18 protein-coding genes are annotated in these 16,513 nt (G+C 72.8%); 15 read left to right on the forward strand and 3 right to left on the reverse strand.

Going from position 1 to position 16,513, the window contains the following annotated elements; genetic code table 11:
• The first annotated feature begins 20 nt into the window (after window positions 1–20).
• The 3 genes from VFV67_RS07925 (at window position 21) to VFV67_RS07935 (ending at window position 3,420) form a co-directional block, all read left to right on the forward strand.
• On the forward strand, window positions 21–2,435 hold the full coding sequence (locus tag VFV67_RS07925) for a DNA translocase FtsK (RefSeq protein ID WP_414636200.1): 2,415 nt from the start codon (window positions 21–23) through the stop codon (window positions 2,433–2,435).
• A 142-nt stretch (window positions 2,436–2,577) separates the two neighbouring features.
• Window positions 2,578–2,994 (forward strand): DUF5684 domain-containing protein, encoded by a 417-nt coding sequence (locus VFV67_RS07930; protein WP_326468415.1) that lies wholly within the window; start codon window positions 2,578–2,580, stop codon window positions 2,992–2,994.
• Between the two features lie 90 nt (window positions 2,995–3,084).
• Window positions 3,085–3,420: a hypothetical protein gene (locus VFV67_RS07935; RefSeq protein ID WP_326468416.1), complete on the forward strand. Its 336-nt coding sequence runs from the start codon at window positions 3,085–3,087 to the stop codon at window positions 3,418–3,420.
• A 4-nt stretch (window positions 3,421–3,424) separates the two neighbouring features.
• On the opposite strand, the gene VFV67_RS07940 is transcribed toward VFV67_RS07935, so the two are convergent.
• Window positions 3,425–3,934, reverse strand: coding sequence for an amino-acid N-acetyltransferase (locus VFV67_RS07940; protein WP_326468417.1), 510 nt, complete (start codon window positions 3,932–3,934; stop codon window positions 3,425–3,427).
• 111 nt (window positions 3,935–4,045) lie between these two features.
• On the opposite strand from VFV67_RS07940, the gene VFV67_RS07945 reads away from it, so the two are divergent.
• From VFV67_RS07945 to pspM, 11 genes are all read left to right on the forward strand, one after another.
• On the forward strand, window positions 4,046–4,576 hold the full coding sequence (locus tag VFV67_RS07945) for a flavin reductase family protein (protein WP_326468418.1): 531 nt from the start codon (window positions 4,046–4,048) through the stop codon (window positions 4,574–4,576).
• 58 nt (window positions 4,577–4,634) lie between these two features.
• Window positions 4,635–5,444 carry an IclR family transcriptional regulator domain-containing protein gene (locus VFV67_RS07950; protein WP_326468419.1) on the forward strand — a complete coding sequence of 270 codons (810 nt, stop codon included), beginning with the start codon at window positions 4,635–4,637 and terminating at the stop codon, window positions 5,442–5,444.
• A complete protein-coding gene (locus tag VFV67_RS07955; RefSeq protein WP_326468421.1) occupies window positions 5,437–6,654 on the forward strand; it encodes an acetyl-CoA C-acetyltransferase in 1,218 nt (405 codons plus the stop codon). The genes VFV67_RS07950 and VFV67_RS07955 overlap by 8 nt, the downstream gene beginning before the upstream one ends.
• Window position 6,655: 1 nt before the next feature.
• Window positions 6,656–7,699, forward strand: coding sequence for a maleylacetate reductase (locus VFV67_RS07960; protein ID WP_326468423.1), 1,044 nt, complete (start codon window positions 6,656–6,658; stop codon window positions 7,697–7,699).
• On the forward strand, window positions 7,696–8,490 hold the full coding sequence (locus tag VFV67_RS07965) for a dioxygenase (RefSeq protein WP_326468425.1): 795 nt from the start codon (window positions 7,696–7,698) through the stop codon (window positions 8,488–8,490). Before VFV67_RS07960 ends, VFV67_RS07965 begins: the two co-directional genes overlap by 4 nt.
• Window positions 8,491–8,519: 29 nt before the next feature.
• Window positions 8,520–9,944 (forward strand): 30S ribosomal protein S12 methylthiotransferase RimO, encoded by a 1,425-nt coding sequence (gene rimO, locus VFV67_RS07970; protein ID WP_326468426.1) that lies wholly within the window; start codon window positions 8,520–8,522, stop codon window positions 9,942–9,944.
• On the forward strand, window positions 9,941–10,564 hold the full coding sequence (gene pgsA / locus VFV67_RS07975) for a CDP-diacylglycerol--glycerol-3-phosphate 3-phosphatidyltransferase (protein WP_326468427.1): 624 nt from the start codon (window positions 9,941–9,943) through the stop codon (window positions 10,562–10,564). The genes rimO and pgsA overlap by 4 nt, the downstream gene beginning before the upstream one ends.
• Window positions 10,561–11,076, forward strand: a complete 516-nt coding sequence (locus tag VFV67_RS07980) for a CinA family protein (protein ID WP_326468428.1) — start codon at window positions 10,561–10,563, stop codon at window positions 11,074–11,076. The genes pgsA and VFV67_RS07980 overlap by 4 nt, the downstream gene beginning before the upstream one ends.
• A gap of 151 nt (window positions 11,077–11,227) precedes the next feature.
• Window positions 11,228–11,698: a helix-turn-helix transcriptional regulator gene (locus VFV67_RS07985; protein ID WP_326468430.1), complete on the forward strand. Its 471-nt coding sequence runs from the start codon at window positions 11,228–11,230 to the stop codon at window positions 11,696–11,698.
• Window positions 11,699–11,881: 183 nt separating this feature from the next.
• Complete coding sequence (locus tag VFV67_RS07990; protein ID WP_326468432.1) at window positions 11,882–12,751, forward strand: PspA/IM30 family protein; 870 nt, start codon at window positions 11,882–11,884, stop codon at window positions 12,749–12,751.
• A gap of 9 nt (window positions 12,752–12,760) precedes the next feature.
• Window positions 12,761–13,573, forward strand: a complete 813-nt coding sequence (gene pspM, locus VFV67_RS07995) for a phage shock envelope stress response protein PspM (protein WP_326468434.1) — start codon at window positions 12,761–12,763, stop codon at window positions 13,571–13,573.
• Here pspM and VFV67_RS08000 read toward each other — a convergent pair.
• On the reverse strand, window positions 13,559–14,581 hold the full coding sequence (locus tag VFV67_RS08000; protein WP_326468436.1) for a quinone-dependent dihydroorotate dehydrogenase: 1,023 nt from the start codon (window positions 14,579–14,581) through the stop codon (window positions 13,559–13,561). The two genes, pspM and VFV67_RS08000, sit on opposite strands and share 15 nt — an antisense overlap.
• A 33-nt stretch (window positions 14,582–14,614) precedes the next feature.
• Here VFV67_RS08000 and VFV67_RS08005 point away from each other — a divergent pair, with 33 nt between their 5' ends.
• Window positions 14,615–15,469, forward strand: coding sequence for a hypothetical protein (locus VFV67_RS08005; protein ID WP_326468438.1), 855 nt, complete (start codon window positions 14,615–14,617; stop codon window positions 15,467–15,469).
• A 255-nt stretch (window positions 15,470–15,724) separates the two neighbouring features.
• Here VFV67_RS08005 and VFV67_RS08010 read toward each other — a convergent pair whose 3' ends face one another.
• Window positions 15,725–16,513 (reverse strand): DNA-formamidopyrimidine glycosylase family protein, encoded by a 789-nt coding sequence (locus tag VFV67_RS08010; RefSeq protein WP_326468439.1) that lies wholly within the window; start codon window positions 16,511–16,513, stop codon window positions 15,725–15,727.

Consider the following 16,513-nt stretch of genomic DNA (forward strand, 5'->3'; position numbering starts at 1 on the left):
AGGCGGATACCGTGAGGCCCATGGCGACCACCAGGACGACCAGGGCCGGCCGGGGCGGCACCCGAACGAGTGGGCGTTCGACCCGGCCGGCGTCCGCGCGCACCCGTGGCCGGCCGGCGAACCGCCGTCGCAACCGCGGCCCGCTCGCCCGGTTTCTGCTCGGCACCTGGAACCTGCTGGCCAAGGGGGTCGGCGGGCTGGCCCGCACGGTCGGCCGGACCAGGGACATCGAGGCCGAGGTGCGCCGGGACGGGGTGGCGTTCGCGCTGATCGCGGTCGGCGTCGTGGTCGGTGCCGGCATCTGGTGGCGCACCGGCGGGCCGGTCAGCATCTGGCTCGAGCACGGCGTGCGCACCGTGATCGGGGCCGCCGCGGTGGCCCTGCCACTGGTGCTGCTGGTGGTCGGGATCACGCTGATGCGCTCGGACCCGCAGCCGGACAAGCGGCCCCGGCTGATCATGGGTGCGCTGCTGTTCACCGTGGCCCTGCTCGGCGTGCTGCACCTGTTCAGCGGCCTGCCCGCGGACAACGACGGCCGGATGTACGCCGGCGGCGCGCTCGGCTTCGTGTTCGGCGGGCTGTTGGCCATGGGCGTGACCACCTGGGTGGCGCTGCCGCTGCTCGCGCTCGCCATCGGGTTCAGCGTGCTGGTGTTCACCGGCACCCGGATCAGGGACATCCCCACCCGGCTGCGCGAGCTGGGCGTCGACCCGGAGTGGCAGGAGGAGAACGAGGCCCCCGAGGAGGCCGTCGAGGAGCCGAAGCCGCGCCGGCCGGCCCGGCGCCGGCAGGCGTCCATGGCCGACCCGGAGCAGGAGCCGCTGCCGCTCGAGGACCCCCCGGCCAAGCCCGCGCCGCGGGTCCCGGCCAAAGTCAAGGAGCACGCGCCGGCCAAGGAGCCGCCGCCCGGCAAGCTGACCGTGACCCGGGTGGTGGACGGCGACTACAAGCTGCCCCCGCCGACCCTGCTCGAGCTGGGTGCCGCGCCCAAGGCCCGCAGCCGGGCCAACGACCTGATGATCGAGGCGATCAGCGGGGTGTTGGACCAGTTCGACGTGGACGCCCAGGTGACCGGGTTCACCCGGGGCCCGACCGTGACCCGGTACGAGGTGGAGCTCGGCCTCGGCGTCAAGGTGGAGAAGATCACCGCGCTGACCAAGAACATCGCCTACGCGGTGGCCACCGACAACGTCCGGCTGCTGGCGCCGATCCCGGGCAAGTCCGCGGTCGGCATCGAGGTGCCCAACAGCGACCGGGAGATGGTGCGGCTAGGCGACGTGCTGCGCTCCCGCACCGCCGTCGACGACCTGCATCCGATGGTGATCGGGCTGGGCAAGGACATCGAGGGCCACATGGTCACCGCCAACCTGGCGAAGATGCCGCACCTGCTGTGCGCCGGGTCCACCGGCTCGGGCAAGTCCAGCTTCGTCAACTCGATGCTGGTCTCGCTGCTGGCCAGGGCCACCCCGGACGAGGTCCGGATGATCCTGATCGACCCGAAGATGGTCGAGCTGACCCCGTACGAGGGCATCCCGCACCTGATCACCCCGATCATCACCCAGCCGAAGAAGGCCGCCGCCGCGCTGTCCTGGCTGGTCGAGGAGATGGAGCAGCGCTACCAGGACATGCAGGCCAACCGGGTGCGGCACATCGACGACTTCAACCGCAAGGTGAAGTCCGGGGAGATCACACCGCCGCCCGGCAGCGAGCGGGAGTACCGGCCGTACCCGTACATCCTGGCCATCGTGGACGAGTTGGCCGACCTGATGATGACCGCGCCGCGGGACGTTGAGGACGCCGTGGTGCGGATCACCCAGAAGGCCCGCGCCGCCGGCATCCACCTGGTGCTGGCCACCCAGCGGCCCTCGGTGGACGTGGTCACCGGACTGATCAAGACCAACGTGCCGTCCCGGCTCGCGTTCGCCACGTCCTCGCTGATCGACTCCCGGGTCATCCTGGACCAGCCCGGCGCGGAGAAGCTGATCGGCATGGGGGACGGGCTGTACCTGCCGATGGGCGCGTCCAAGCCGCGGCGCGTCCAGGGCGCGTTCGTCACCGACGAGGAGATCGCCGCGGTCGTCGGGTTCTGCAAGAACCAGGCCGAGCCCGACTACACCGAGGGCGTCACCGCCGCGAAGGCCGGCGAGGCACGGGAGATCGACCCGGACATCGGCGACGACCTCGACGTGCTGTTGCAGGCCGCGGAGTTGGTGGTCACCTCCCAGTTCGGCTCCACCTCGATGCTCCAGCGCAAGCTCCGGGTCGGCTTCGCGAAGGCCGGCCGCCTGATGGACCTGCTGGAGACCCGCGGCATCGTCGGCCCCTCCGAGGGCTCCAAGGCCCGCGACGTGCTGATCAAACCGGACGAGCTGGACGGCACCCTCGCACTGATCCGCGGCGGCCCGCCGCCGAGCGACGACGAGCTGTCCGAATAGGACCAACGTCACGTAACCGGGGTGTCAACATCTCGGTCCTATCTCGACGGTGTCCCGAATCCGACGGCGTCGTTGCCGTAACTCAGTCCACAAGGGATTCTTCCGATCCCTGCCAACGCAGGGACATCGGAAAGGATCTTTAATGGACGACTTCACCACCACGACGAGTGTCGACTCCGGTGCGCTCCTCATCACAGGCGTGATCGGGCTCGCTGTGGGTGTGTTCCTCATCGCGGCGATGTGGCGCATGTTCAGCAAGGCCGGTCGGCCGGGCTGGGCCGCGATCGTGCCGATCTACAACATCTACGTGATGTGCAAGATCGCCGGCAAGTCGGGCTGGTGGGTGCTGTGGCTGTGCATTCCGATCGTCAACATCGTGACGTCGATCATCTTCTCGATCGATCTCGCCAAGGCGTTCGGCAAGGGCGCCCTGTTCGGCTTCTTCGGACTGTGGATGTTCGGTTTCATCGGTTACCCGATCCTCGGCTTCGGCCCCGCCCGGCACGTCGGTGCGGGCGACCGGCCCGCCGAGCCGGCCGCGGTCCCGGCGCAGGTCTGAAGGGCTGAGTAGTCCTACCCGTTTCCCCCGGCCCGCGGAACGTTCCGCGGGCCGGTTCGGTCTGTTGTTGCGACCGACCGAGGAGGGGAAATGGTTGAGGACAACGGGAAAGCGCGGGAAGGCTTGGCCTGGGGGATGGTCGTGCTGCTGGCCATCGGATTCCTGATGGTGGCCGCGGTCGCGATGATCGCCGGCCTGGCGACGACCGCCTGCACGACGGCGCACAAACGCCTCATCTGCGACCCGCTCGCGCACCGGGTCGCCCTGTGGACGCCACCCACCGCCCTCGCGTCCGGGCTCGCGATCCTCGGCTTCGGGGGGCACCGGGCCGTGCGCACCGGCCGCCCCACCGGCCCCTGGCAGGTCGCCGCCTGGGGTGTCCTGGTGGTGGGCTTCATGGTGTCCTACGCGATCACCACCGGTTGACCGGTCACAGCTCGAGCAGCATTCGGGCGTTGCCGAGGGTGTTGGGTTTGACGTAGGGGAGGTCGAGGAACTCGGCGACGCCCTCGTCGAGCGAGCGGCGGATCTCGTCGTAGACCTCGGGGGAGACCGGGGTGCCCTCGATCTCCACGAAGCCGTGCGCGGCGAAGAAGCTGGTCTCGAAGGTGAGCACGAACAGCCGGGCCAGGCCCAGTTCCTTGGCCCCGGCGATCAGCGCGTCCACCAGGACGTGGCCGATGCCCTTGCGGGTCACGCCGGACCGCACGGCGATCGTGCGCAACTCGCCGATGTCCTCCCACAGCACGTGCAGCGCGCCGCAACCGACGACCTGCCCGGACTGCTCGGCGATCAGGAACTCCTGGACGTCCTCGTACAGGGTGACCAGCGGTTTGGCCAGCAGTACCCGCCCGACGTAGCCGTCGATGATCGCCTTGATGGCCCGTACGTCGGTGGTGCGCGCCCGCCGCACGAGCAGCTCCGGGTTCCCAGTGTTCATTGGGATCCATTGAACACCGACGGCCTATTGACAGTGATCGCGTCCCGACCCAGAGTGGACGGCACCGGATAGCGTCTTGCTTGTACGCATTGCGGACACTCGGGAGTACCCATGGCGGTCGACGCTCGTCAGCTCCGCAACTGTCTCGGCCACTTCGCCACCGGCGTCACCGTGGTCAGCTGCGAGCACGAGGGCCGGCCGCACGGCGCCACCGTCAACGCCTTCGCCGCGGTGTCCCTCGACCCGCCGCTGGTCATGGTGTCCCTGGACCGCCGGTCCCGGGCCGGCGGCTACCTGGGGCAGCGCCCGTTCACCGTCAACGTCCTGCGCGAGCGGCAGACCCGGCTGGCCCGGCACTTCGCCGGCCAGGCCAGGGCCAGCGCGGTGGAGTGGGCGATCTCCACCGCCGACCGGCCGCCCCGCCTGGTCGGCTCGCTCGCCGTGTTCGAGTGTGAGCCGTGGCGGACCTACGACGGCGGAGACCACCAGCTGTTCCTCGGCGAGGTCGTGGACTTCGAGTACCACGGCGGCGACCCGCTGGTGTTCTACCGCGGGCAGTTCCGCCACCTGCTCGCGCCGCTCGACGAGACGCTCTGGCTCGGCTCGCTGGACTGCCCGGACCTGAGTTGGATCCTGAACTAGCCGGCGGGCGAGGAGGCACAGAGGTGACCACGCGGCACGACGACCTGAGCCCGTCCACGTGAAGCCGGCCGAGGACAAGGATTACGTACAGTCCCTCGAGCGCGGGCTGACGGTGATCCTCGCCTTCTCGGACAAGCGGCCGCGGCTCACCCTCGGCCAGCTGGCCAGCCTCACCGGGCTGACCCGGCCGACCGTGCGCCGGCTGGTGCTCACCCTGGCGCGGTTGGGCTACATCCGCGCGGAGGACCGGGCGTTCTCGCTCACCCCGCACGTGCTGGCCCTCGGCTACGCGTTCACCTCCTCGCTCAACCTCGCCGAGCTGGCCCAGCCGCACATGGAGGACGTGACCGAGGTCACCAGGCACACCTGCTCGCTGGCCGCGCTGGACGGCGAGGACGCGGTGTTCCTGCTCCGGGTGCCGTCCCGCCGGGCGATGGCGCACCTGCTGCTCACCAGCACCCGGCTGCCCGCCTTCGCCAGCGCCATCGGCCGGGTGCTGCTCGCCGGGCTGCCCGATCCCGAGGTGGACTCGTTCCTGCGCAACGCCCGGTTCCCCCGGCTGACCGCGCACACCGAGACCGACCCGGTCCGGCTGCGGCAGATCATCACCGAGGTGCGCGAGCGCGGCTGGGAGGTGGTCGACCAGGAGCTGGAAGAGGGGGTCCGGTCGTTCTCCGCGCCGGTGCGGGCCAGCGGCGGCCGGGTGGTGGCGGCGCTGGGCATGTCGGTCGCGGCCGGGTCGGTGGGCCTGCCGGAGATACACAGCGCGTACCTTCCGGCCATCGTCAAGGCGGCGGGCGCGATCAGCAGCCGGCTGGGCGCCAGCTACCACCCGAACGGACAGCGGGAGAACACGGCCAATGCGTGAGGCAGTCATCTGCGAGCCGGTCCGGACGCCGGTCGGCCGGTTCGGCGGGGTGTTCCGGGACGTCCCGGTCACCGCGCTGGCCGCGACCGTGGTCCGGGAGTTGTTGGCCCGCACCGGAATCCCGCCGGCAGCGATCGATGACGTCCTGTTCGGACAGTGCTATCCCAACGGTGAGGCGCCGGCGCTCGGCCGGATCGCCGCGCTGGACTCCGGGCTGCCGGTCGAGGTGCCCGGGTTGCAGGTGGACCGGCGGTGCGGGTCCGGCCTGCAGGCGGTGCTGGACGCGGCCATGCGGGTGCAGACCGGGGTGGCCGACCTGGTGCTGGCCGGCGGCGCGGAGAGCATGAGCCAGGTGGAGTTCTACTCGGCCGAGATGCGCTGGGGCGTCAGCGGTTCCGGGCTCGAGCTGCACGACCGGCTGGCCCGGGCGCGGGTCAGCGCGGGCGGGGTGTTCCATCCGGTCGAGGGCGGGATGCTGGAGACCGCGGAGAACCTGCGGCGGGAGTACGCGATCGCGCGGGAGGAGCAGGACGAGCTGGCGCTGACGTCGCACCGGCGCGCGGTGGCGGCCATCGAGGACGGCCGGTTCGCCGAGGAGATCGTGCCGGTGACCGTGCCGGGCCGGCGCGGAAAGCCGGACACCGCCGTGGACCGCGACGAGCACCCGCTGCCGGACGCCAGCCTGGCCGCGCTCGCGGCGCTGCGGCCGGTGCGGCGCAAGCTCGACCCGGACGCCACGGTCACCGCCGGCAACGCCAGCGGCCAGAACGACGGCGCCGCGGTGTGCGTGGTGACGACTCCGGAGCGGGCGGCCGAGTTGGGCCTGCGCCCGCTGGCCCGGCTGGTGTCCTGGGCGGTGGCCGGGGTGCCGCCGCGGACCATGGGCCTCGGGCCGGTGCCGGCCACCGAGCGGGCGCTCGGCCGGGCCGACCTTTCCCTGGCCGACATGGACCTGATCGAGCTGAACGAGGCGTTCGCCGCGCAGGTGCTCGCGGTCACCCGGGAGTGGAAGTTCACCCCGGCCGACTTCGAGCGGACCAACGTCAACGGCTCGGGCATCTCCCTCGGCCATCCGGTCGGCGCCACCGGCGTGCGCATCCTGACCACACTGCTGCGCGAGCTGGACCGGCGCGGGCTGCGCTACGGCCTGGAGACCATGTGCATCGGCGGCGGGCAGGGCCTGGCCGCGGTGTTCGAGCGGGTGGTCTGACATGCGGTCGTTCCGCTACCAGGCGATGCCGAGCCGGGTGGTGTTCGGTGCCGGCAGCAGCCGGCGCGACCTCGGCTCCGAAGTGGACGAGCGCGGGCACCGGGTGCTCCTGATCACCACCAAGCGGGCCGAGCCGCTGGCCGCGGCCCTCGTCGCGCCGCTTGGTGACCGGGTGGTGGGGGTGTGCACCGATGTGCAGGAACACGTCCCACGGGAGACGGCCGATGCGGCACGGACAGCTGCGCAGGAGGCTGCGGCCGATTGCCTGCTGAGCATCGGCGGGGGTTCGGTGGTCGGCACCGCCAAGGCGGTGGCCGTGGAGGCGCGCTTGCCGATCGTGGCGGTGCCGACCACGTACTCCGGCTCCGAGATGACCCCGACCTGGGGCGTCACCGAGGGCGGCCGGAAGCGCACCGACCGGTCGCTGTCCGCCTTGCCCCGCACGGTGATCTACGACCCGGAGCTGTTCGTCACGCTGCCGCCCGGCGTGACCGCGGCCAGCGGGCTGAACGCGCTCGCGCACTGCGTGGGCGCCGCGTACCAGCCCGGCACCGACCCGGTCACCGCGCTGCTCGCGGTGGAGGGGGTGCGGGCGCTGGCCGCCGGGCTGCGCGGCGCGGTCGCCGACCCGGCCGACCTGGAAGCGCGCGGCGCCGCCTGCTACGGGGCCTACCTGGCGGGCACCACGCTCGCCGCGGTGGGCCCGGCGACGCACCACCGGATCTGCCACGTGCTCGGCGGGACGTTCGGCCTGCCGCACGCGCCGACCCACTCGGTGGTGCTGCCCTACGCCGCCGCGCTGGTCGAGGACCGCACGCCGGAGGCGCTGCGCGGGGTGGCCGACGTGCTCGGCACGCTGCGCGCCGCGGACGGGTTGCGGGCGCTGGCCGAGCAGATCGGCGCGCCCACCTCGCTCGCCGACCTGGGCCTGCGCGCGGAACAACTGGACCGGGCCGCGGGCGAGCTGGCCGCGGCCGGGATCCTCGACGCCGACGCCGCGCGCCGGTTCCTGGCCGCGGCGCACCAGGGCGGGTGGGGGGAGTGACGCTCACCGACCAGGTGGTGGCCAGCTTCGGCGGCGCCGCCTCGCCCCGGTTCGCCGAGATCATGACCAGCCTGGTCCGGCACCTGCACGCGTTCATCGGCGAGGTGCGGCTGACCGAGGCGGAGTGGGCCGCCGCGATCGACTTCCTGACCCGTACCGGGCAGCAGTGCGACGACCGGCGCCAGGAGTTCATCCTGCTGTCCGATGTGCTCGGTGCCTCGATGGCCGTGATCGACGTGAACCACCCGACCGGCGGCACCGCCACCGAGTCCACCGTGCTCGGCCCGTTCTTCGTGCCCGGCGCGCCCGAGTTCGCGGCCGGCGAGGACATCTCCGCAGGCGCGCCCGGCACGCCGTGCCACTTCTCCGGCACGGTCCGGTCCCCGGCGGGCGACCCGGTCCCGGACGCCGAGATCGACGTGTGGCAGTCCGACGAGACCGGCCACTACGACGTGCAGTACCCCGACCTGGATCAGCCCCGGGGCCGGGCCCGGCTGCGCACCGACGCCAGCGGGGCCTACTCGTTCTCCTCGGTGCGCCCGGAGTCCTACCCGATTCCCCACGACGGCCCGGTCGGCGACCTGCTCAAGGCGGCCGGCCGCGGCCCGATGCGCCCGGCGCACATTCATTTCAAGATCACCGCGCCCGGTTTCCGGACCCTGGTCACGCACATCTTCGTGGCCGGCGACCCGCATCTGGGCTCGGACGCGGTGTTCGGTGTGAAGGACGCGCTCATCACCGGCTTCGACGGCGACCGGGCGTCCTTCGACTTCACGCTGGCCCGGTCCTGACCGCCGGCAGCCCGGTTACGCTGTGAGTCGTGTCTGCTCCGGAATCCTCTCGTCGGGTCGCGCTGCTCACCCTCGGGTGCGCGCGTAACGAGGTCGACTCCGAGGAGCTGGCCGGGCGGCTGGGCGAGGGCGGCTGGGAGCTGGTCGACGCGGACGGTCCCGGCGGTGCGGACGTGGTGGTGGTGAACACCTGCGCGTTCGTGGCGTCGGCCAAAAAGGACTCGGTGGACACCCTGCTGGCCGCCGCCGACACGGGCGCCAAGGTCGTCGCGGTGGGCTGCATGGCCGAGCGGTACGGGGTCGAGCTGGCCGAGAGCATGCCGGAGGCGGCCGCCGTGCTGGGCTTCGACCACTACCCCGACCTGGCCGACCGGCTGGCCGACGTGGTCGCCGGGCGCCGGGTCGAGTCGCACGTGCCGGCCGACCGGCGCACCCTGCTGCCGATCACCCCGGTACACCGGCAGCGGGCGGCCGGCGAGGTGGCGCTGCCCGGTCACGGCTGGGGCCCCCGGGTGCTGCGCCGGCGGCTGGACGACGCGCCGGTGGCCCCGCTGAAGATCGCCTCCGGGTGCGACCGGCGGTGCGCGTTCTGCGCGATCCCGTCGTTCCGCGGGGCGTTCGTCTCCCGGCATCCGGACGAGATCGTGGCCGAGGCCGCGTGGCTGGCCGGGCAGGGCGCCCGGGAGCTGTTCCTGGTCAGCGAGAACTCCACCTCGTACGGCAAGGACCTGGACCGCTCGCTCGGCGGCCTCGAGGCGCTGCTGCCCCGGTTGGCCGCGGTGCCCGGGGTGGACCGGGTGCGGGTGTCCTACCTGCAGCCGGCCGAGACCCGCCCGGCACTGGTCGAGGCCATCGCCGGCACCCCCGGCGTCGCCGACTACTTCGACATGTCGTTCCAGCACGCCAGCGAGCCGGTGCTGCGCCGGATGCGCCGGTTCGGCTCGACCGGCTCGTTCCTGGCGCTGATCGACCGGATCCGCGGGTTGGCCCCGGCCGCCGGCATCCGCAGCAACGTGATCGTCGGGTTCCCCGGCGAGACCGAGGCGGACCTGGCCGAGTTGGAGCGGTTCCTGACCGCGGCCCGGCTGGACGCGGTCGGCGTGTTCGGCTACTCCGACGAGGACGGCACCGAGGCCGAGGGCCTGCCCGGCAAGCTCGACGAGGACGCCGTCGCCGAGCGGGTGGCCCGGGTGTCGGACCTGGTCGAGCAGCTCACCGCGCAGCGGGCCGAGGACCGGATCGGCGAGGAGGTGACCGTGCTGGTCGAGCAGGCCGGCGCGGAGTGCCTCGGCCGGGCCGCACACCAGGCGCCCGAGGTGGACGGCGAGTGCGTGCTGCCGGACGGAGCCGGGCTGGCGGCCGGCGACCTGGTCCGCGGCACGGTGCGCGCCGCGGAAGGGGTCGACCTGGTGGTCGATCCGCTCGAGGTGCTGCCGCGCAGGGCCCGGCCATGACTCCGGAGCCGGTGCAGCCGGTCGACGGCCTCGCGGAGCCGGCGGCGGTGATCCCGCTGGTCAACATCGCCAACCTGCTCACCGTGACCCGGCTGGTGCTGGTCCCGGTGTTCCTGCTGGCGCTGTTCGCCGAGGGCGGCGAGTCGAGCACCTGGCAGCTGATCGCGTTCACCGTGTTCGCCCTCGCCTCGATCACCGACCACGTGGACGGGCGGCTGGCGCGCAAGTTCGGCCTGGTCACCGACTTCGGCAAGATCGCCGACCCGATCGCGGACAAGGCGCTGGTCGGCGCGGCGCTGGTCGGGCTGAGCCTGCTCGGTGAGCTGCCCTGGTGGGTGACCGTGGTGATCGCCGTGCGCGAGCTCGGCGTGACCCTGCTGCGGTTCTGGGTGATCCGGTACGGGGTGATCCCGGCCAGCCGGGGCGGGAAGGCCAAGACGCTCGCCCAGATCGTCGCGATCGGCCTGTTCCTGCTGCCGCTGCCGGCCGCGTTCGACCCGCTGTGCTGGGCGGTCATGGCCGTGGCGCTGGTGCTGACCGTGGTCACCGGGCTGGACTACGTGTACCGGGCGGTGCGGCTGCGCGCCACCGCGCGGCGGGCCCTGCCGGGCACCGGGTGACGGGGCTTGCCGAGGCGCTGGGCATCGAGCCGGACCGGGTGGTCGCGGTCATCGAGGCGCTGCGGGCCCGCAACGAGACGGTGGCCACCGCCGAGTCGCTGACCGGCGGGCTGGTGTGCGCGGTGCTCACCGGCGTCCCCGGGGCCAGCGCGGTGGTCCGCGGCGGGCTGGTCGTCTACGCCAGCCAGCTCAAGGTCGCCCTGGCCGGGGTGAACGGGCGGGCGCTGTACGAGCACGGGGCGGTGCACCCGCTGATCGCCGAGGAGCTGGCCGCCGGGGCCCGGGACCGGTGCCAGGCGAGCTGGGGGATCGGGCTGACCGGGGTGGCCGGGCCGGACCCGCAGGACGGGGTGCGGCCGGGCACCGTGCACATCGGGGTGGCCGGTCCGGGTCCGGTGATCGTGGACACGCTGCTCACCGGCGGTGACCGGCACGCGGTGCGGGCGGCCGCCGTCCGGCGCGCCGTGGAGCTGCTTCAAGCCGGAATCGACCGGTCGCCGAGCGGTCGTTGAGCAGGGTGCGCCCGGTGCGGGGGAACATGAGGGCCGGACCGCTCGTTCGCCCTTGGCGGACGGGTGGGCCGGGTCGCTGCGGACGGCCGCATCGGCTCGGTAACGTAGCTACTGTGCTCGGCTGGACCCGCCGGACGAAGGGAGGCGCGCGATGACCGTGCTCCTGCGCGAGGCCATCGGTGATCGGCTTCGCCACGCCCGCACCAACCAAAGGCGCACGTTGCGTGAGGTTTCCCGGTCCGCCCGGGTGAGCCTCGGATACCTGTCCGAGGTCGAGCGGGGCCGCAAGGAGGCGTCGAGCGAGCTGCTGGCCGCCATCTGCGACGCACTCGAGCTGCCGCTCGCCGAGCTGTTGCACAACGTGGCGAGCGATCTCGACGTGCTCACCGCCGTTCCGGACGCCGTGCCCGACCCGGTTCCGCCGCAGCCCGAGCCGGCCGGTCCGGCCACCGGACGGCGCGAGCCGGCGCCGCGCGCGTCGGTCGACTCGGTGGACGCGGGTCGTCTGGTCCCGGCCGTGGTCGGGGACAGCCTTGCCGACCTGCGCATCCAACCCGCGCTCAGCCACCGCCTGCCGACCGCGTTGTCCAACACCCGTGCCGGGGTCGTCTTCGCCGCCTAGGCTGCCATCGACCCGGAGGCCGACTCAGGGACCACGGGGAATGATCAGGGCCATCCCTGATTTCTCCGGGGTGCGGTGGATCGGCAACGGTGTACCTGGAACGATGGAACTCACAGCGACGGCGGGGCGTTGCTCTACACAACCGCGAGAGCAGCCAGAGCACGGAGAAGGCAGGCGGAGGAGATGGCCAACCCCTTTGTGAAGTTCTGGAAGTACCTGATGGCGGCGTTCTCGTCGAAGATCGACGAGCACGCCGACCCGAAGGTGCAGATCCAGCAGGCCATCGAGGAGGCGCAGCGTCAGCACCAGGCCCTCTCGCAGCAGGCCGCCGCGGTGATCGGCAACCAGCGCCAGCTCGAGATGAAGCTGAACCGGCAGCTGGGCGAGGTGGAGAAGCTGCAGGCGTCCGCCCGCCAGGCGCTCGTGCTGGCCGACGAGGCGCGGTCCAAGGGTGACGAGCAGAAGGCCACCCAGTTCGAGAACGCGGCGCAGTCCTTCGCCACCCAGCTGGTCACCGCCGAGCAGAGCATCGAGGACCTCAAGACGCTGCACGACCAGGCCCTGCAGGCGGCCACCCAGGCCAAGGCCGCGGTCGAGCGCAACGCCATGGTGCTGCAGAACAAGCTGGCCGAGCGCACCAAGCTGCTCAGCCAGCTGGAGCAGGCCAAGATGCAGGAGCAGGTCTCCAAGTCGCTCAACCAGATGAGCGAACTGGCCGCCCCGGGCAACGTGCCGTCGCTGGAAGAGGTTCGCGACAAGATCGAGAAGCGGTACGCGACCGCGATCGGCTCCGCGGAGCTGGCACAGAACTCCGTGCAGGGCCGGATGATGGAGGTTCAGGCCTCCACCACGGAGATGGCCGGCCAGTCCCGGCTGGAGCAGATCCGCGCCTCGATGCGCGGCGGCTCGGTGGCCGGGCAGGTCACCGCCGGCACGTCCGGGTCCTCGTCCGCCGGATCGTCGTCCGGGTCGCCGTCCGCGTCCAACATCCAGGCCGAGATCGCGCAGCGGGTGGCCCAGGAGCAGAAGGCCAACCCGCAGCCCGGGTCCTGATCCGTTGCCATGGGACGCGCAAACGAGTTAAGACGGCTGATCGCTCTGGCCGAGCAGTTGCGCGGACCCGTGATGCAGCATGTCCAGCAGTTCTCCAACGCCGTCGCCCAGCGCGGCACCAACCAGGACCAGCTGCGCCGGCAGCGCGCCCGGCTGGCCCGGCGGCACGCCTGGGCGTCGCGCTGGACCACCGTGTGGGCGCTGGTCACCGCGATCTGCATGGTGATCACGGTGGCGGCGCTGCTCGGCGCCATGGAGGAGGCGACCGCGATCGGCTCGATCATCATGGGCATGATCGCCGGCACGTTCGCGTTCCGCTCCGGACAGCGGATGCGGGTGCTCTCCCGGCAGCAGCGTGAGCTGGAGCCCGCCGGCTCGGCCGGGCCGGCGCGCGCCGCCCTCCCCCCGAAGGGCTCGATGGCCCGGGCGCCCATCCAGCGCCTGGTCGAGGCCGAGAGCACCCTGGCCGACCTGCTCGCCCAGATCGCCCGCGGCGGCTCGGTGTCGACCGAGTCGGTCGAGCACACCCGGCAGACCGGCGCCGACGCCGCCGTGGTCCTGCGGGACGTGGCGGCCCAGCTGCATGCGGTCGAACGCGCCCGCGACCACGCCCCGCCGCTGGAGCGCGGCCCACTCGCCGACGCCGTCCGCCGGCTGCGCACCCAACTCGACGAGGGTGTCGACGGCTACGGCAGCCTGGTCGCCGCCGCCGGCCGGGTCCTCGCCGCCAGCTCCCTCGGCGACCCCAGACACGACCTCAACGACGCCACCGAACACCTCGCCGGCCTCGCGCTGGCCCTGCGCGAGCTATCGCCGGAGTAGCGCCGCCCGGTTGATCTTCCGGACCAGTCCCGGACCCTGGTAGACCAACCCGGTGTAGAGCTGCACGAGGCTCGCGCCCGCGTCGAACATGCGGGTGGCGTCGTCGGGGGTGGCGATGCCGCCGACGCCGATGATCGGGAGGCGGCCGCCGGTCTCCCTTGCCACGAAGTCGACCACGGCGAGCGCGCGGGCGGCGAGTGGCGGGCCGGACAGGCCGCCGGTCTCCTCGGCGCGGGCCGCGTCGGCCGGGGCCAGGCCGTCCCGGGCGAGCGTGGTGTTGGTCGCGATGATGCCGTCCACCGCGTGCACCGCGCACACGTCGAGCAGGTCGGCGATCGCGTGGTCGGTCAGGTCGGGAGCGATCTTCACAAGCAGCCGCACGGTGGCCTCCGCGCGCAGCGCGCCGAGCAGCGCGTCCAGCGCCGCGCGGTCCTGCAGGGCGCGCAGGCCCGGCGTGTTGGGGGAGCTGATGTTGATCGCGAAGTAGTCGCCGTGGTGGCGGAGCACCCGGAACGCTTCGAGGTAGTCCTCGACCGCGCCGGCCGCGGGTGTGGCGCGGGACTTCCCGATGCTGATGCCCAGCGGTGTCCGAAGTGGACCGAGGTCGTGCAGCCGGGCGGCCAGCGCCTCGGCGCCGGCGTTGTTGAAGCCCATCCGGTTGATGATCGCGGCGCTGGCCGGCAGCCGGAACAGCCGGGGTCGCGGGTTGCCCGGCTGGGCCTGCCGGGTGACCGTGCCGACCTCGACGAAGCCGAAGCCGAGCGCGGGCCAGGCGGGCAGCGCGAGGCCGTCCTTGTCCATCCCGGCGGCCAGCCCGACCGGGCTGGGGAACCGCACGCCGAACACGGTCCGCGGCGCGTCGGCGCCGAACCAGCGGTGCAGCAGCGAGACCAGCCGCGGGTGCCGGCCGAGCCGGGCCAGCGTCGCCAGGGTCCGCTCGTGCGCCGCCTCGGGATCGCCGTGGCCGATCCGGAACAGATGCTGGCGCAGCACCCGGGAATAGATCACCAAGGCATCGTGTCACGGGGGATGATGGAGCCCGTGTCCGACACCGCGCTGGCCGACGCCGTCCAAGAGCTCTACGCCGCCCCCCGCGAGGAGTTCATCGCCCTGCGCAAGGAGCTGGCCGGCCGGGCCCGCGCGGCCGGTGACGTCGCGGCGGCGACCGAGATCGCCAAGCTGACCAAGCCAAGCACCGCGGCCTGGGTGGCCAACCAGCTCGCCCGCACCGACGCGGCCGAGGTCGGCGCGCTCGCCGGGCTGGGCGACGACCTGCGGGAGGCGCACGAGAAGCTGGACGGTGCCCGGATCCGGGAGCTGTCCCAGGAACGCACCGGGCTGATCCGGGACCTGCTGGAGCGGGCCCAGCAGCGGCACGGCAACGGGCTGAGCGAGTCGGTGCTGCGCGAGCTCGAGGAGGTGCTCACCCGGGCGGTGGCCGACGCCGACGCCGGGCAGGCCCTGGTGTCCGGCTGCCTGACCTCGGCGAAGGGCTTCGCCCCGACCGCCGGCTGGCCGGTCGGCGCACCGGCCGGGCCACCGGCTCCGCGCGCGAAACCGGAACCGAAGCAGACATCGAAGAAGAAGCCCGACGACGCGCTGGACCGGGCCCGGCTGGCGCTGGAGGAGGCGCGGGCGGGGGTCAAGGAGGCCGAGGCCGCCCGGGCCGACGACGAGCGGGCGCTGGCCGACGCCGATGCGGCCGCGCAGGAGGCGGCGGCCGAGGTCCACCGGCTGGGCGAGGAGCTGGACGCGGCCGAGACCCGGGAGCGGCGGGCCAGAGGGCTGGTCGCGACGGCCCGCCGGGCGGCCAAGGAGTCCGAGCGGCAGGCCGGGGCGGCCTGGCGGCAGGTCCAGCAGGCCGAGCAGCGGCTGGCCGAGTTGGAGGAGAAATAGGACAACCCCCCGGAGCATGCTTCCCGCGAACCGTTCGGTGCGCGGGCCCTGGGGCGGACTAGGTCCCAGAGACTCCGGGGGGTGGGTGACTGCCTGGTATTCGCCGGCCCACCGAGGCCGGCCAACCCAAAATTGTCCGATCGGTGGTCCTAGCGGACAGCCACCTCACGAGTCCCATCAGTATTCACCGTTGGACCACCTCCTCTCTCGTGTACCGCCAACGTAATAGGCGAGCGGCCCGGTCGCCAAGAGAATTCACGGATGCGGTCCCGGTTGGCAGGCCGGGCAGAAGTAGGTGATTCGCTCGCGGGCGTCGTCGCCCTGGTCGGCCACTCGAACCGGGCCGCCGCAACGCAGGCAGCCGGACCGGGCGCGGCCGTACACCCACAGCCGGCGGTCCCGGCGGGTGTCCCCAGTGGTGCTGCGGTCGAAGGTGGCCGTGTTGCGCAGCAACAGTTCCCGGCTGAGCCGGACCGCCCGCTCCGAGTCCACTTCGGACACCGGGGTCCACGGCGAGACGCCGAGCAGGAAGCACACCTCGGCCTTGTAGACGTTGCCGACCCCGGCCATGGCGCGCTGGTCGAGCAGCGCGACGCCGATCTCCCGGTCCGGCTGGCCGGACAGCCGGCGCGCCGCCTCGGCGGCGTGCGCGTCGGACCAGTCCGCGGCCAGCAGGTCCGGTCCGAGGTGCTCGACCAGGCGATGCTCCTCGGTGGTGGGGACGAGGGCGAGCTTGTGCAGGTTGACTCCGATCGCGGCCTTGTCCGCTGTGACCAGCACCACACGGACCTGGTGGCCCAGTCGGGCGGCCGGGCCGGCCAGCCGCCACGAGCCGTCCATCCCGAGGTGGTTGTGCAGGCTCAACTCCCGGTCGAACCGGATGAACAGGTGCTTTCCGACGCTGCCGGCGCCGCGCACGACGCGCCCCGCGAAGTCTACTGTGGACAGTCGGGGATGTCGGATCTCCCCGCGCACCAGGACCTTTCCGGCCAGCGCGGCGGCCAGCCGGCGGGCGGTCAGGAACACGGTGTCGCCCTCGGGCAC

It is taken from the genome of Actinophytocola sp. (genome assembly GCF_035762905.1).
Classification (GTDB): Bacteria; Actinomycetota; Actinomycetes; order Mycobacteriales; family Pseudonocardiaceae; genus DASYTH01.

What these genes read in the sequence shown, in the direction of transcription:
- VFV67_RS07925 (WP_414636200.1), top strand. Translation starts at nt 21, where the DNA reads ATGGCGACCACCAGGACGACCAGGGCCGGCCGGGGCGGCACCCGAACG.
- VFV67_RS07930 (WP_326468415.1), top strand. Translation starts at nt 2,578, where the DNA reads ATGGACGACTTCACCACCACGACGAGTGTCGACTCCGGTGCGCTCCTC.
- VFV67_RS07935 (WP_326468416.1), top strand. Translation starts at nt 3,085, where the DNA reads ATGGTTGAGGACAACGGGAAAGCGCGGGAAGGCTTGGCCTGGGGGATG.
- VFV67_RS07940 (WP_326468417.1), bottom strand. Translation starts at nt 3,934, where the DNA reads ATGAACACTGGGAACCCGGAGCTGCTCGTGCGGCGGGCGCGCACCACC.
- VFV67_RS07945 (WP_326468418.1), top strand. Translation starts at nt 4,046, where the DNA reads ATGGCGGTCGACGCTCGTCAGCTCCGCAACTGTCTCGGCCACTTCGCC.
- VFV67_RS07955 (WP_326468421.1), top strand. Translation starts at nt 5,437, where the DNA reads ATGCGTGAGGCAGTCATCTGCGAGCCGGTCCGGACGCCGGTCGGCCGG.
- VFV67_RS07960 (WP_326468423.1), top strand. Translation starts at nt 6,656, where the DNA reads ATGCGGTCGTTCCGCTACCAGGCGATGCCGAGCCGGGTGGTGTTCGGT.
- pgsA (WP_326468427.1), top strand. Translation starts at nt 9,941, where the DNA reads ATGACTCCGGAGCCGGTGCAGCCGGTCGACGGCCTCGCGGAGCCGGCG.
- VFV67_RS07985 (WP_326468430.1), top strand. Translation starts at nt 11,228, where the DNA reads ATGACCGTGCTCCTGCGCGAGGCCATCGGTGATCGGCTTCGCCACGCC.
- VFV67_RS07990 (WP_326468432.1), top strand. Translation starts at nt 11,882, where the DNA reads ATGGCCAACCCCTTTGTGAAGTTCTGGAAGTACCTGATGGCGGCGTTC.
- pspM (WP_326468434.1), top strand. Translation starts at nt 12,761, where the DNA reads ATGGGACGCGCAAACGAGTTAAGACGGCTGATCGCTCTGGCCGAGCAG.